Consider the following 14,135-nt stretch of genomic DNA (forward strand, 5'->3'; position numbering starts at 1 on the left):
ACAGCCCGTCCCGGCGTTGAAAATTTCTTTCCTGCCATAACACAAAAGGTCACATCTTCTACGATCATCACTCACCGGATCACAATCTCACAGTGACACAGCGATCTCCGTCATTTCCTCCGGCGTCTCCCTCATATCGTGGGAAAACCACAGAAGCAGGCAGGAATATATGCCGCCTGTCCGGTAGGCCATCCTGTATTTTTCCATATTTATGGTTTCACCTGTACCGGATGCGCCATCACCATCCCCGCCATTTACGACCATATCCGGAATCTCTTCAAAATGAAAATACTCCTTCAGAACATCCAGGATCTGACCCGATAAACCGGCTTTGTACAGCCGGAGCATCTGATTTTTGTTGTCGAAAAATGCCTGAAACACCGGGCGGATAAAAGAGGCGAAATCCGTTTCAAGCAGTTCCCTGTCTCCCTCTGTTTCCCGGAGCATCCGTGCCAGAGCACATCGAAGGACTTCATCCTTTGAACTGAAATGCCGGTAAAATGTCGCCCTGTGTACCCCCGCCCGCTCCGCAATTTCACCGACAGAAATATCCGAAAAATTTTTTGTCCCCATAAGCTGAAGCAGTGCCTCCGTCAGATAGCTCTGTATCAGACTGTGGTCCAGATCTTTTCTCCTCAAGAAAAGCGACACCTCCTCTCTGAATGTTGCAGTTTCCTCGTTCCCGAAAGAAATCAATTGAAAATAACGACACCTGTCGCTATCATTAAATATGCACCATTCAAAAATAGCCTGTCAAGATCATCAGCAGGTGTCTGTACCAACAAACGGCAACCTAAATGCAGTGGGTTTTCGCGTGCGACAAATGAAAGGATTTCGTTTATGAAAGAGTTTTTGATTCTTCTGCTTCTGGCCCTTCTGGCCAGCTCCTGCGGTTTCCGCAAATATGTATGGTTCATTTCCCTGGGATACGGGGCTGCTGTCGCTCTGGTCGGTGCCGGCCTCCTGTGCCTGTTCTCCAGTAGTCTGAGTGCCGGAACCATCCTGCAGTGCGTGTTCTTCATCGTCTACGGCTGCCGGCTCGCCGGATATCTCGCGTATCGCGACCTGAAAACCGCCTACACCCGCCGAATGAAGGGAGAGGTAAAATCCGATAAAAGTGTGTCCTTTGCGGCCAAAGTCGGCATATGGATTTCCGCAGCCGTTCTTTACGTTCTGCAGACTTCCCCGGTTCTTTTCCGGCTGCAGGACAATAAGGGCACAGATGCTCTCTGCCTGATCGGATTCCTGATCTCTCTGACCGGTCTGCTTCTGGAAACTGCCGCGGATCTGCAGAAAAACCGCGCAAAGAAAAAGAACCCGGGACGTTTTGTCGATACAGGCCTGTTCCGAATCGTGCGCTGCCCCAATTATTTTGGCGAGATGATCTTCTGGACCGGTGTCTTCATTTCCGGACTCAACGTATATCACAATCCCGCCGAATGGATCTGTTCTCTTCTCGGCTATGCCGGAATTATCTACGTGATGTTCGGAGGAGCGCGCCGGTTGGAAATCCGTCAGGACAAGAACTACGGAAATGACCCTGAATATCGGAAATATAAATCCACAACCCCGATCATGATACCGTTTCTGCCCATCTACTCGGTAAAGGAGCACAAATGGCTGGTCGCATGATGCAAGGCAACGCAAACATCCCGGAAGGATTCCATCTGTCCATGGCGCTGACAGACTGTATACCCGTACTCTTTTTCAGCATCAGCGCCGGCGTTCTCGCCTGCCGCTTTCCAAGTCTGCTCTTCCGGATCGGCGCTGTACTGGTTATCCTCGCCGGATCACTGAAGGCAGGCTGGAAATTTGTAATCGCTCTCAGAAAAATCGATGTGCCGTTTCTGAACCGGCAGATGCGTTTTCTCATGCCTTCCGGATTTGCCCTGATGCTCCTGGCACTCGCTGTAAACCGGAGCCGCTGGTCCTTGACAGCGGTTCTGCATCATGTAACAGCCTTTCCATCCTGCATCTTCTTCCTCGCGGGAATCGCAGGCATCCTTGTTCTGTGCTTCTTCGCAAAGCGCCTGGACAGAAGAAACGCAAAATCAAACTGGAAAGAACAGATGGTCAATGGAATCACACAGCTGTGCTTTCTGCTGGGGATTCTGTTCTACTGAAGACCAGGCATGGCATCCTGTTCCGATCCCGGGATAATTACATATATCTCTGGGATTTTCGGTTTGGCATTAGATCTGCAACGAGATAAAACACGCTGTGCGAGTTTTATCTCGCTATCGCGACGCTCGCCGCACACGAATACTTCGCATTCGGCTGCGGCTCACTGTTCGCGTAAATGAATATAAGCGGTAAATCGTCAGTACCTGCCGATTTACCGCTTACTATTATTCTGGAATGGCTCGAAATGTATTCTTGGACCTGTCGATGTCGGCTTCGTTTTCTCTTGCCGAATCCAATATGATGTTCGACCATGAAGTGTCGTCAACCCTGATCAGCACTGCATCCATTGGTTTTGTCTTTAACAGTAACGCATTAACCTGTGCTCCAAAACACGAATCGCTCTCTTTTTCATTACTCTGCTGTTCTTCATCTTTTGTCATGACAAGCATATGATTACTTGCAATATAGTTATGAACACCACCTGTTATATGAAGTACCACAGGTTTAATGTGTGTATCCGGCCTGATGCTTTCCTTCTGAATGTTCTCCGATATGTGATTCGATATAAATGAATTGTTATTGCCGTTTATAACTATGAGTCCCAAAAGATCATCCTCGCCATTATCATATTGCTTCATCGGTTCCCATGGCTCATTGTCTCTGAGAAAATGATTTGACGAAACAAGATTTTCTGAAGATCCCTTCTCAAGTCTCAGCATTCCGGGATAAAACGAATGAAATCTGTTGCCCGATATGGACGAGCGTTGAACGAACGAGAAGTAAAGGCTGCTCTTACCCCTTGGAAACACATTGTTTGCATTGACAAGCAGTCCGCCGAAATTTTCAGCAAATATAGAATAACCATTATAGCCTGCTCCAATGAGATTATCCGTGATTTTGGATGCCTGTCCATATCTTCGGAGTTCTATGCAATTCCCGCATTCCGCAATAAAGTTATCATGGATCGAAAGCGCATCAGAATCATACATGACGACTCCATGTTCACAGTACACAATTCCCATTTCGGTAATTCTGAACGAATCATTGGCACTAGCCGCATATATTCCTGTCTTGCCATTTCTATATGAATTTTCAGGATCACCGTTCTCGCTCCCGGTAAAATGCAGACCGTCTATGCAGAAGTTTTGAAATTCAACCGAGCTTATTCTGGGATTTCCATCACGTCTGATTAAGAAAGCAGCCCCCTTTTCTTCCGTATCTACCGTTTCTTCCACCGATACAGGAATATCATTAATAACTCTGCTGCCGCCCGGCCAGAGTTCCCAAAGCGCAGGGACATCCTTATCCGGCACATTAAACCTTATACTTGAAGATTCAAAGCCATGCCCGGTACCGAAAATCTTCAGGAAACTAATATCGATGACAACCTGTGTACGAAGATGATAATCCCCTGATGGTATGAAGATCGCCGCACCCGGCTTTCCTCCGTCGTCCTCGTCTCTTTCCGTCTGCTTCTCTTTGATATCCCTGATTATATCATTAATAACTGCCCCGATATCCTCATACGGGTTACCCGATTTCCATTTTGTAACATCATAGAAATAACTTGTCTTCATCTTTTGTGTCCTTAAAGGTTCTCCCTGGCCGCATCATAGCAGCTCTGCATGCCATATGATTCAAAATTCCTGATTAGAAAGCTGCCGCCCTCCGCTCTGATGAAAATATCCCGCTGGTCTTCGCCCGCAAAAACATTGTTTGAGTGATTATTTGTATAATCATCTGTAAATATTTCAATGGAACTTTGATCCGAAAAGATATCTACATCCATTTTTGACTTACGATGGAGCTTCATGACACTTCTCGATATACCTCGGCTCCATCCGTCCGAATTATTGCGGTTCACACTCAGCTCATTTCTGAGAAAATCAAAACGGCAGATGGTTTTCATGCCACCTCCGGCCCTCAGCTCCAGTTCAAGCACATCACCATCAGAATGGTCCAAATCAATGATAAATTTCATCTCATAGCTGATCCCATTACCAGCTTTCAATGATTTTCTTCTTCCCGATACACTAATCTGATCTAAACAGCAGGCATCGGATCGCAAAGATTCCAGTTCCCGTATCGGTTTAAATCGAAGAGATCCGTCCTCCAGAACGCTTACCTCTCTCGGAAGATTGAAAAAACCGCACCATCCCTCTTTAAACGTTGGCCCCCAGTCTTTCCATTCCGGCATCCATGACCATTCATTGGCCCATCCAACGACAATCCTTCTGCCATCCGGAGCCAGAAAAGATTGCGCCGCATAATAATCCATACCCCAGTCAATTTCCCGTGCCGTCTGCGCTTCTAATTTTCCTGTTTTATAATCGAATGCGCCAGTCATATATACAGATGTGTGATCGCCAGATCCCATAGGTGAAAAGGTCAATACAAACCTGTCCCCGGCAGAATAGAAATCAGGGCATTCCCACATGCTTCCCATATCTCCTCTGCTCTCAGCAATCTCATTGACATATCTCCACTCTTTCAGATTATCCGAGGAAAAGAGGAGTGCCTTCCCCCGACCATTCTGACTTGCTCCGGTTACCATGTAAAATTTCCCGTCATGTTCCCATACTTTGGGATCTCTGAATTCACCCGGATTGACTCCGTCCGGAGCTTCCAGAACCGGATTGCCATCATATTTCAGGAAGTGAATACCATCTTCACTGTATGCTATGCTCTGCGTCTGCCTGATTCCTTTCCCATAATCAGAAACAGAAGTATAAATAAGCCATAATTTTCCTTCATATTCCACTGCACTTCCTGAGAAGCACCCGCCATCCGGATGATCGTCATATATCTCACTCGGCGCAAGTGCCGGTGGCAGATAGTGCCAATGTAAAAGATCCCGGCTCACTGCATGTCCCCAGTGCATGCTCCCCCAGAAGGGAGCATATGGATTGAACTGAAAGAAAAAATGATATTGGCCCTTGTAGAAAACCAGTCCGTTCGGGTCATTCATCCATCCGGTTTCAGGCATAAAATGATAGTATTGCCTCATGCGGCCTCTGGCAGCATGAGTTTTTGTGCGTTCTATCTCCTCAAGGGCTCTGTTTATTTTTAATGTCATCGATTCTTTACTCATAAATTCTCCAAAATCATCCCTTGACAGCGCCAGCAGTCATACCTCTGATGATAAACTTCTGCGCAAACATTGAAATAATCATCACAGGGAAGCTGAATAAGAACGCGCCGGCACACATCGGCCCCAGATCAAGGCTGTATGCCGAAAGGAAGCCTGCAAGACCAACCGTGAATGTTTTCGCATGTGTGCTTGTCAAAAGCAGGGCTACCAGGAAATCGTTCCATGAAAGGAAAAGTGTAAAAATAAATGCTGTTGCAAGACCCGGAGCCGCAATCGGAAGGATAACATGCGAAAATGTCTGCATGCTGCTTGCTCCATCCACATAGGCTGCCTCATCCAGTGAAGTCGGAATGCCCTCATAGAAACTCAGCATTGTCCACATCACAAAAGGCATATTGATTGCAGCATATACAATAATCAACGCAAGCCTGGTATCATACAGTCCAATATTTACAATAATCTCATATATAGGAACAGTAATGCAGGATGTAGGAATCATTTTCAGACACAAAATAAGTATTACAAGAAATTGTGAGATCTTGTAACCAGAACGCTGAATCGCATATGCTGCCATTGCTCCCAGTATTACCGCTATCAACGTACTCACTACCGAAGTCACAAGACTGTTCGCCATGTATCCTCCGGTATTCATCCTCGAAAACAGATCGACGAAATTCTCAACAGAGAACGTTTTGGGGAAGAATGAGGGTGGAACCGCTATAACCTCCGATCCCTTTCTGAAAGAGCAGGATATCACATACAGATACGGAAACAACCAGAATAACGTTAACAATGCTGAGATAATAATTATGGCCGTGTTTCTTGCCGATTTCTTTTCCATAGTAATTTTTTCACCTCGCATCGCTTTTTAAGCTTTTTTCTTGGGATTCCAAAGGCTCTGCATAAATACCAGTGTAAACACTACCAGTACAGCAATAAAAATAATTGCCATCGCACTTGCGTATCCCGTATTGTTATATTTTACAAGCTGTTTATAAATGATAATACTGATTGTTTCGGAAGAGCTGTTTGGTCCGCCCTGCGTCATCGCCCAGATAATGTCAAACGTCTTCGCCGCATCAATGATTCTGACCGAAAGTGCTGTCAGCAGTACTGGTTTAATACCCGGCAATTTGATAAAGAAGATTTCCTGAAGTGCATTGGCGCCATCAATCCTCGATGCCTCGGTAACAGCACTGTCCAATCCCTGAAGGCCCGCCAGAATCATAAGCATCATAAATGGCGTGGTAAGCCAGATATCCGCAATGCAGCAGGCAAACAGCGACCATTTCGGATCTGCCAGCCAGAGAATATCGCTCGTGCTTTTCAGTATTCCGATTCGCACCAGCAACTCATTTACAATACCAAAGTTCGAGCTGAGCATAAGTTTCCAGATGAGACCAGCCACCAGGGGAGCTATCATAAGAGGTGTCATCATCAATGATCGGATAATCTTGCTGCCTTTATAATTTGACTCAAACAGCAATGCGAAAATAAATCCCAGAACTGTTTCTATGCTGACTGCAACCAGAATATAAATGATTGTATTCTTTAGCTGAAGTCCCATACCTCCGGCGCTAAAGGCTTTGATATAATTATCCAGTCCAATGAACGTTCTGGAACCCGTAATACCGACCTTGCAAAAGCTGTCTACTGCCATCTTAACAATCGGATAAATAAGAAACATCCCCATAAAAACTGCTCCAGGCAGGAAAAACAGCAACAGGGTCTTTTTAGAAATCAATCTCATAGCCTTAATTCCTCAAGTGCGGGAGCTGAACACTCCCGCACACACATTCTGAATTTACTTTAATGATCCGGCTATTTTATTCACCGGTTCCAATTTCATCAATCTGTGTTTTGGCATCTTCAAGTGTCTTGTCGATATCAGCTCCGCTCAATGCAGATTCAACCACACCGGTAAGAACCTCTTCGATCTGAGACCATGTTGTTACCATTGGTCTTGGCTGAGAGTACGGAGATTCCAATGTTGTCAGCACAGCACTGGTATGTTCATCGCCGGCAATTTTGGCTGCATCTTCATAAACTGATTTTCTCGCCGCAATCTTGAGAGTCTGATCCATATAATCAGCATTATGATCATACATGAACTTCACATATTTAAGAGCCATTTCCTTGTTAGCAGAGTTTTTCATCACACACTCGTACCACGGGCCTGTCGTTGCTCCGACTCCTGCGCTTCCGGAGATCATAGGTGCACAGCCAACCTTGTCAGCACCGAGAGCCTTGACAGCTGCCGGATATTCATGGCTCCAGTTAAGCTGCATAGCAACCTTTCCATTTGTGAAAAGTTCCTGAGACTCTGTAGCTGCCGTAGCCAGAGAATCGTCCGGTGTGTAGTCCGCATTGGCATTCTCTACCATGAACTTCAAAGCATCAGAATATGGTTTATCGGTAATATTGCACTTGCCATTCTTGTCAAATACCAATCCCTTTGCTCCCGCCTGACATGCGAAATCAAGGAAAGAACAAACAGCATCCGATCCGCTTCCAAAGACTGTAGTTCCATACATATCACTGGTTGCAACAGATTTTGCAACATTTTCATATTCTTCCCAGGTCTTTGGCACTTTATCTTCAGGAATAAGATCCTTCCGGTAAATAAGGATCTTACAGTTAACCCACATAGGATATCCAAGAAGATTTCCATCAACAGTTCCGGAGTCCTCCAAGGTCGGAAGAAAATCGCTTGTGTCCGCATCCTTGAGAGGTTCAATGGCATCCGCAAATGCAGCGAGCCACACGAAATCCAGACAAGCAACATCGTGGGCCGCCTGACCAGATTTGATTTCCGTAGAGATTTTGTCATACATTCCGGTATATGCTACTGCGTCGATATTGACCTTGCAGCCAGTCTCTTTCTGGAATTCAGAGGCGGTGCTCTTTGCAAGCGCCTCAGCAGGAGATCCACTCTCAACAAGGACAGTTATGCTGTCTCCGGAGTCATTGTCAGATGCCGTCTTCACGGTTCCAGACGACGTAGTGCTTCCCTCAGATGCCGCACCGGTTGATCCACATCCCGCAAGTCCAGCAGCCATCCCGGCTGCCAGTGTGATAGATAATAATATATCTAAGATTTTCTTTTTCATACCTTCCTCCTTGTTTTGACAGTTCCCTTTCCTGTTCCCGGGTTCCAGAATCCGGTTCTGTCTGCAATGTGGAACGCGTTCCACATTTACCTAAAAGCTAATTGTATACTATATCCTTTTTGGCATAATGTCAATCTTACTTATTGATTATAATATTATTTTAGCATTATTCACTAAGATCGGATTCGTATTTTGTGCGCAATTACTCAAACAATAGCAAAGAACCTAGCCCTTATCTAAAATCAGACTAATGTCGTACCAGACTTTTTCAAAGACGCTTTCAAAACCACTTTCATCTTTTCCGGATTTTTCCCTGCAATAAGGGAAGTAATTGCCTTTGCCGCCTCCTTCGCAAGGAGTTCTATTGGCTGAACTACCGCCGTCACTTTGGGCTCGACGATATCGGTAATAAATGTTCCGTCATATGCTACGATTTTCACATCTTCAGGAATTCGCCTGTTCCGCTTCAGACATCTATTCATGCACTCTATCGCAATGCGATCGACTGCAAACACTCCATCAAAAGCAAACCCTGATTGCATCGCATCGTCCACGGCTTTGATGTAATACTCGGAATCCATCCTGTCCCAGGCAAGATCATAGCAATATGTTTTTATATTGTTCTCATCCATTATTCTCTGAAACTCGGAATGACGATCATAATAAGGTGTATCGATATCTCCCGCGCCTCTGAAATGGAGAACACTCCTGCATCCATTTTGAATCAGAAGTTCTGCGGCCATCCTTCCTCCTTCGCGGTGATCTACGGTAACTACCGGAATATTATCTCCAAGGTATCTGTCCACAGCCACTACTGGCTTTTTGATTGTTGAATAATATTCCTCTCCCAGAGACGAAACACATGAGACAACACCGTCTACAATATGTCTTTTCAGCATATCAAGATATTCTGCCTCCGCACCGGCATTCTTCGCAGTGTTGCACAGCATGACCTTAAAACCATCCATATACAATTCTTCCTCGATGCAATCGATGAATTCAGCAAAAAAAGGATTCGATACATTGGGCACAAGTACTGCAATAATGCCGGATTTCTTTCTGTACAAATTTCTTGCCAGTTCATTAGGCGTATAATCAAGAGCTTTCATCGCTGCCTGTATTTTTTCCCGGGATTCCTCCGACACGTAACCGCTTCTATTGATCATTCTGGAAACCGTTCCGACACCTACACCCGCACATTTCGCCACATCTTTTATTCCTGCCACGACAGATTCTCCATTCATTATTAATCGGTTATTAAGTATGCTATCAGTATATCACAATCGAGGCAAAAATGATCAACGATCCCTTAGAAGCTTCAAATTTTTCTGTTCAAGATGCCTGATATACTTTCTTCCCCACAATTCGATGCTGTCGAGAACGGGTTTGAACTCGTACCCGATCTCCGTAAGCTCATATTCCACCCGCGGAGGCACTTCCGGATAAACCGTCCTGGTCAGCAGTCCCTCTTTCTCCAGATTCCTGAGATGTGTTGCAAGAGTAGCCTGCGTAATGTCAATTTCCTTCTGCAGCTGATTAAACCTTTTAGGCCCGCCCGCGAGAGCATGCAGAATCAGAATCGCCCACTTCCCCGACAATAGCTGCTGCGCTGTCGCATACGGACACATACCGAATTGATTTGCTCTTTCACATGTTTCTTTTTTCATGATACCACCTGCTCTTATATACGAATATCGACCTGCTGCTCCGTCTCATGGAAGCAATTCCTTCATTCATTATTCCCGATCCTGCTTCATGCGGCGGATCGAATACTCAAGCAAAACATACCTGCTCAAGGAAAAAATCCTGCTTGACTGCATTCTACTATGGTCGTATTATTTTTGCAAGTCGGATAATTAAACTTTTGAGTATGAATTATTCACGTTCCTGACAATATCCATCTTCGATGAGGTCGGAGAGTTTCAAAATAAACTTCAAAATAACGAAGCAGTTCCCGGCCTCATCTCGGGGCAAAAAAGCATTTGGCCCTGGCAGCATTTGATGATCTTAAATGAAATTTACGGAGGTGTACTATGAATAAAAAAAGAATGCCGGTTATTTTTTCCGGCCACGGAAGTCCAATGCTGGCGCTGGAGGACACAGCTGTAACGAGAGGCCTGCACAGCATCGGCTCTCAAATCAGAGAACAATTCGGAAAGCCGAAGGCAATCCTCACCGTATCCGCACACTGGTATACAAAGGGAACTTTTGTGCAGAGCACAGAAAATCCAAAGCAGGTCTACGACATGTACGGGTTCCCGAAAGCGCTGTATGACTTCAAATATCCGGTCAAAGGATATCCCGCCCTGTCCGGCCGTGTGTCCGCACTCCTCGGTGACCGGGTATCCATCAACGACGACTGGGGCATTGATCACGGTGCCTGGACTGTGCTCTGCCATATGTTCCCGGAGGCGGATATCCCGGTCGTTCAGCTTTCCGTTGACGGCACGCTTTCCCCGGACGAGATCTACAATCTTGGAAAAGCGCTCGCGCCCCTTCGTGATGAAGGCTATCTGATCCTTGCAAGCGGAAACGTTGTACACAATCTGCGCCTGGTAGATTGGGACAACCCGGACGGATCCCCGGAATGTCTTGCATTTAATAAGGCAATCACGGAATATGTCCGGAATCGCCAGGATGACCGCGTGATCGCATATGAATCCTTACCGAACGCCGGATATGCCGCTCCTACACCGGAACATTTTCTTCCGCTCCTCTACATGCTCGGTGCATCCGAAGGTGAAAAAACACTGGTCTTCAACAACCACTGTGAACTCGGCGCAATCGCGATGACCGGCTACGCGTTCGGTCTTGAGCAGAATTAATAATCAGGCAGGCATACAACACACCAGATGTTCTACGGCATACAGGCGTTCCTGTCTTCAGATAACCATTCTTAGATTCCGAACCGTCATCTCCGATCATTTAACGCCGGATTAATTGTATTCGGCCTCCATCCTGTCTATAATATAGGCATTGCATATCAACTCTTCGAAAACGCAGACAGGCCTCGGCGCACCCGAGACGCACGTAAGAGACTGGAGATCAAGCGTACTACCTGATGAAGCCTCCGGCCTCGGTGCGCCCGAAACGCGCATAAGAGACTGGATGCGATTTCGAAGACAACCGGTATGATCAGCGAAGTGCCGCGGCGAGTTATAAATATTCTGACACCCGTCTGCGGAACATGGTGCTTTACAAAATTTCGGGATGGCTTATGTTCAGAAAAATTGACCTCAAAAAATCGTTATCCTCATGTCCGGAGCAAAAAGGCAGAGCACTTGAGAGGTGTATTGTCATTAACTCCCTTGTCGCACTTCTGTCTTTCCTCTGGCTGATTCTGATGAATAAAGGAGTATTTACGCTGTGCGGAGATTACAATGCGCAGGCAATTCCTTTCAGCGTCGGCATGCACAAGGCCATTCTGAACGGTCAGTCGTGGTCATGGGGAATCGATCTCGGAACTCAGACCGTCGGTGCGTACAGTTTTTACGGTCTCGGCAGCATTTCCTTCTGGATCACGATGCTGTTCCCGGTAAGCGCCACGCCGTGTGTGATGGGGTGGCTCTATATTCTGAAATATATTGCCGCGGGAATAACATCATTCCTCTACATCCGCCAGTTCACCCGCGATGACAATTACGCCGTGATCGGATCGACGCTTTACGCATTTTCCGGCTATCAGGCCGTAAATCTCGAATTTTACACCTTCCACGATGTCACAATCCTCTTTCCTCTGCTCCTTCTGGAATTTGACCGGATGATGAAATCGGGAAAATGCCGTCTTCGTGACGGAAAGCCTTTCATCCTTGTAACGGCACTTTCCTGCCTCAACAGCTATTTTTTCTTTGTCGGACAGGTCGTTTTTCTGCTTCTCTACTTCTTTCTGCGATACGGAGAAAGGAATCTGAGGCTTACCCTCAGGAATCTCCTCCTCTGCGGCATTGCCGGCCTCTGGGGCGTGATGATCGCCGGAGTCCTGTTCCTCCCGAACATCCTGTTCATTTCCGGAAACAAGCGAAGCAGTATTCAGCTCCTGCTGTCACAGCTCTTCCCCGAGCCCAAAATGCTCCTGTATCTGCTCAAGGGATTTCTGTTCCCGGGCGAGGCAATGTATGACAGCAGTGCCGTATACAACCAGAGATGGACCTCTACTTCCGCTTACCTGCCTATGATCGGCATGAGCGGCGTCCTTGCATACCTGCACCAAAAGCGCAGAGACTGGCTCTCCAGAATGCTGCTTGTTCTCATAGTGGCTGCCTTTTCTCCCCTTCTGACCTCTGCGTTTCTTCTGTTCACAGAGGCCAACCAGCGCTGGTGGTATATGCTGATCCTGCTGATGGCGTCTGCTTCTGCAATTGTGCTGGAACAGCGATCCGGAGAAAAAAACAACGACGTGCTGAAAACGGCTGTTTTCGTCAATATGGCCGTTCTTATCATCTATTATCTCGCGTTAAATCTCATGAAGTGGAGCGACTCCGAAAAGAGCCTGGTCTGCCACAGAGGATTCTTTTTTCTGATTTTTGCCGTGTCTCTGGCCGGCCTGCTCATCCTCCGCAGGCTTTCGTCCGGCGCACGCCATTTCTGCCTCACCGTCACCGCCTGGACTGCTGTTTTTGCTCTTCTCACCACTGCGTATGTCCTTGGCTATTACCGGTTCGCAGACGGAATCCGCGAGACCTGCACGCAGAAGATACGTCTCTACAGTCAGCTTGAGCCGATCAATGACCAGTACCGCTACATCGACGAGAACATGATGCTTTATTCAGAGGGAGCATCCGGTCTGCGCATTTTCAGTTCTACGGTTTCGGATTCCATCGTGCATTTTGACAGTCTGTTTGACTTTTACAAGCAGGCGCGCAGACTGGACAAGACCTCCTACGCCGGCCTGGCCGAGCTGTTCGGCGGCAAATACGATGTAACAACGGACCCGAAGGGGAGAACGCCGCTCCGGACGTATCAGGTAAATGGAAAAAATTATTATGTTGTGGAGAGGAATGCCTGTCCGATCGGTTTTGCGGTCGATCAGGTGATCACAGAGCGTGATCTGAAGAAAATTGATGTGAGTGAAAGAGGCCTTGTTCTCCTGCGGGCAGCTGTGATTCAGCCCGATGACCGCAAGAGTGTAAGCGATCTGGCCCCCTGTGTTTCCTATCGCGATGCGCTGAACGCCATTCAAACAGATTTGGAGACAGCCCGGACCGCTTCCGCCGGAAACAGTCATTTAGATCCCTCTGATAATGCGGGGCTTGTCTTTGACAGCGATCAGGAGGGCTACAGTCCTTCCGGACGTGAGGCGGATAATCTATCAAAGAGCAGTCCGGGAAAGAAGGTTGATCTGACCGACGACGAGCTTCAGGAAGTCGCTGCGGAGCGTGTCGCCAGTGATTCCAGCCGCGCCGTGAAAAATTTCCGCAGAACCTCTGACGGATTTGTCTGTGACAGCGATAACTCCAGTGACAGTCTCGTCTATTTCTCTGTCCCGAACGACAGCGGATGGAAAGCATTCATAGATGGACAGCAGACAGAGATCATCAATTCCGGCGGCATGATGCTGATCCGCGTCCCTGCCGGTACACACAGGATCTCCTTCCGTTACACGACCCCGGGGCTTTCCGCCGGAGCGGCGGTCAGTCTTATCTCTCTGTGCGCACTGATTCTGTATGTCCTATCCGACTGGAAAAAACGGAGAAGAGCAGCACTGCGCCGGTCTTTTGCCTCCTGTAACCGGTAGAGTCGGCTGTCCTTCCTGTAATCGGCAGAATCTATCGGCTTTACTTCCTGCAGCCGGCAGAATCTTCTGGCCTGGC

At 47.1% G+C, this 14,135-nt stretch carries 12 protein-coding genes; 4 read left to right on the forward strand and 8 right to left on the reverse strand.

The window, feature by feature from the left end; translation table 11 throughout:
- Nucleotides 1-87: 87 nt before the first annotated feature.
- Nucleotides 88-639, reverse strand: a complete 552-nt coding sequence (locus ACTQZS_RS00945) for a TetR/AcrR family transcriptional regulator (RefSeq protein ID WP_441474150.1) — start codon at nt 637-639, stop codon at nt 88-90.
- A gap of 201 nt (nt 640-840) precedes the next feature.
- Between ACTQZS_RS00945 and ACTQZS_RS00950 the strand changes: the two genes are divergently transcribed.
- Both ACTQZS_RS00950 and ACTQZS_RS00955 read left to right on the forward strand, forming a co-directional pair.
- Entirely contained in the window at nt 841-1,632 is a 792-nt protein-coding gene (locus tag ACTQZS_RS00950) for a DUF1295 domain-containing protein (RefSeq protein WP_441474151.1), read from the forward strand.
- Nucleotides 1,617-2,123, forward strand: coding sequence for a hypothetical protein (locus ACTQZS_RS00955; protein ID WP_441474152.1), 507 nt, complete (start codon nt 1,617-1,619; stop codon nt 2,121-2,123). Before ACTQZS_RS00950 ends, ACTQZS_RS00955 begins: the two co-directional genes overlap by 16 nt.
- A gap of 225 nt (nt 2,124-2,348) precedes the next feature.
- On the opposite strand, the gene ACTQZS_RS00960 is transcribed toward ACTQZS_RS00955, so the two are convergent.
- The 7 genes from ACTQZS_RS00960 to ACTQZS_RS00990 all read right to left on the reverse strand — a co-directional run bounded on the left by ACTQZS_RS00960 (nt 2,349) and on the right by ACTQZS_RS00990 (nt 9,992).
- Nucleotides 2,349-3,701, reverse strand: a complete 1,353-nt coding sequence (locus tag ACTQZS_RS00960; protein WP_441474153.1) for a right-handed parallel beta-helix repeat-containing protein — start codon at nt 3,699-3,701, stop codon at nt 2,349-2,351.
- 11 nt (nt 3,702-3,712) lie between these two features.
- A complete protein-coding gene (locus ACTQZS_RS00965; protein ID WP_279199109.1) occupies nt 3,713-5,215 on the reverse strand; it encodes a glycoside hydrolase family 32 protein in 1,503 nt (500 codons plus the stop codon).
- A 13-nt stretch (nt 5,216-5,228) separates the two neighbouring features.
- The gene (locus ACTQZS_RS00970) at nt 5,229-5,849 is read right to left on the reverse strand and encodes a carbohydrate ABC transporter permease (protein WP_441474154.1); all 621 of its coding nucleotides are present in this window, start codon (nt 5,847-5,849) and stop codon (nt 5,229-5,231) included.
- Nucleotides 5,850-6,083: 234 nt separating this feature from the next.
- Entirely contained in the window at nt 6,084-6,908 is an 825-nt protein-coding gene (locus tag ACTQZS_RS00975; RefSeq protein WP_279199111.1) for a carbohydrate ABC transporter permease, read from the reverse strand.
- A 133-nt stretch (nt 6,909-7,041) separates the two neighbouring features.
- The gene (locus ACTQZS_RS00980; RefSeq protein ID WP_441474155.1) at nt 7,042-8,325 is read right to left on the reverse strand and encodes an ABC transporter substrate-binding protein; all 1,284 of its coding nucleotides are present in this window, start codon (nt 8,323-8,325) and stop codon (nt 7,042-7,044) included.
- A 242-nt stretch (nt 8,326-8,567) separates the two neighbouring features.
- Nucleotides 8,568-9,551 carry a LacI family DNA-binding transcriptional regulator gene (locus ACTQZS_RS00985; RefSeq protein ID WP_441474156.1) on the reverse strand — a complete coding sequence of 328 codons (984 nt, stop codon included), beginning with the start codon at nt 9,549-9,551 and terminating at the stop codon, nt 8,568-8,570.
- A gap of 72 nt (nt 9,552-9,623) precedes the next feature.
- Nucleotides 9,624-9,992: a winged helix-turn-helix transcriptional regulator gene (locus ACTQZS_RS00990; protein WP_441474157.1), complete on the reverse strand. Its 369-nt coding sequence runs from the start codon at nt 9,990-9,992 to the stop codon at nt 9,624-9,626.
- 366 nt (nt 9,993-10,358) lie between these two features.
- Between ACTQZS_RS00990 and ygiD the strand changes: the two genes are divergently transcribed.
- Together ygiD and ACTQZS_RS01000 are read left to right on the forward strand one after the other, a co-directional pair.
- Entirely contained in the window at nt 10,359-11,150 is a 792-nt protein-coding gene (gene ygiD / locus ACTQZS_RS00995) for a 4,5-DOPA dioxygenase extradiol (RefSeq protein WP_441474158.1), read from the forward strand.
- A 392-nt stretch (nt 11,151-11,542) separates the two neighbouring features.
- Nucleotides 11,543-14,059, forward strand: a complete 2,517-nt coding sequence (locus ACTQZS_RS01000; protein WP_441474159.1) for a YfhO family protein — start codon at nt 11,543-11,545, stop codon at nt 14,057-14,059.
- Nucleotides 14,060-14,135: the final 76 nt, after the last annotated feature.

Source organism: Bilifractor sp. LCP19S3_H10, assembly GCF_052119185.1.
Taxonomy (GTDB): Bacteria; Bacillota; Clostridia; order Lachnospirales; family Lachnospiraceae; genus Bilifractor.

What these genes read in the sequence shown, in the direction of transcription:
- ACTQZS_RS00950 (WP_441474151.1), top strand. Translation starts at nt 841, where the DNA reads ATGAAAGAGTTTTTGATTCTTCTGCTTCTGGCCCTTCTGGCCAGCTCC.
- ACTQZS_RS00955 (WP_441474152.1), top strand. Translation starts at nt 1,617, where the DNA reads ATGGCTGGTCGCATGATGCAAGGCAACGCAAACATCCCGGAAGGATTC.
- ACTQZS_RS00960 (WP_441474153.1), bottom strand. Translation starts at nt 3,701, where the DNA reads ATGAAGACAAGTTATTTCTATGATGTTACAAAATGGAAATCGGGTAAC.
- ACTQZS_RS00965 (WP_279199109.1), bottom strand. Translation starts at nt 5,215, where the DNA reads ATGAGTAAAGAATCGATGACATTAAAAATAAACAGAGCCCTTGAGGAG.
- ACTQZS_RS00970 (WP_441474154.1), bottom strand. Translation starts at nt 5,849, where the DNA reads ATGGCGAACAGTCTTGTGACTTCGGTAGTGAGTACGTTGATAGCGGTA.
- ACTQZS_RS00975 (WP_279199111.1), bottom strand. Translation starts at nt 6,908, where the DNA reads ATGGGGATGTTTCTTATTTATCCGATTGTTAAGATGGCAGTAGACAGC.
- ACTQZS_RS00980 (WP_441474155.1), bottom strand. Translation starts at nt 8,325, where the DNA reads ATGAAAAAGAAAATCTTAGATATATTATTATCTATCACACTGGCAGCC.
- ACTQZS_RS00990 (WP_441474157.1), bottom strand. Translation starts at nt 9,992, where the DNA reads ATGAAAAAAGAAACATGTGAAAGAGCAAATCAATTCGGTATGTGTCCG.
- ygiD (WP_441474158.1), top strand. Translation starts at nt 10,359, where the DNA reads ATGAATAAAAAAAGAATGCCGGTTATTTTTTCCGGCCACGGAAGTCCA.
- ACTQZS_RS01000 (WP_441474159.1), top strand. Translation starts at nt 11,543, where the DNA reads ATGTTCAGAAAAATTGACCTCAAAAAATCGTTATCCTCATGTCCGGAG.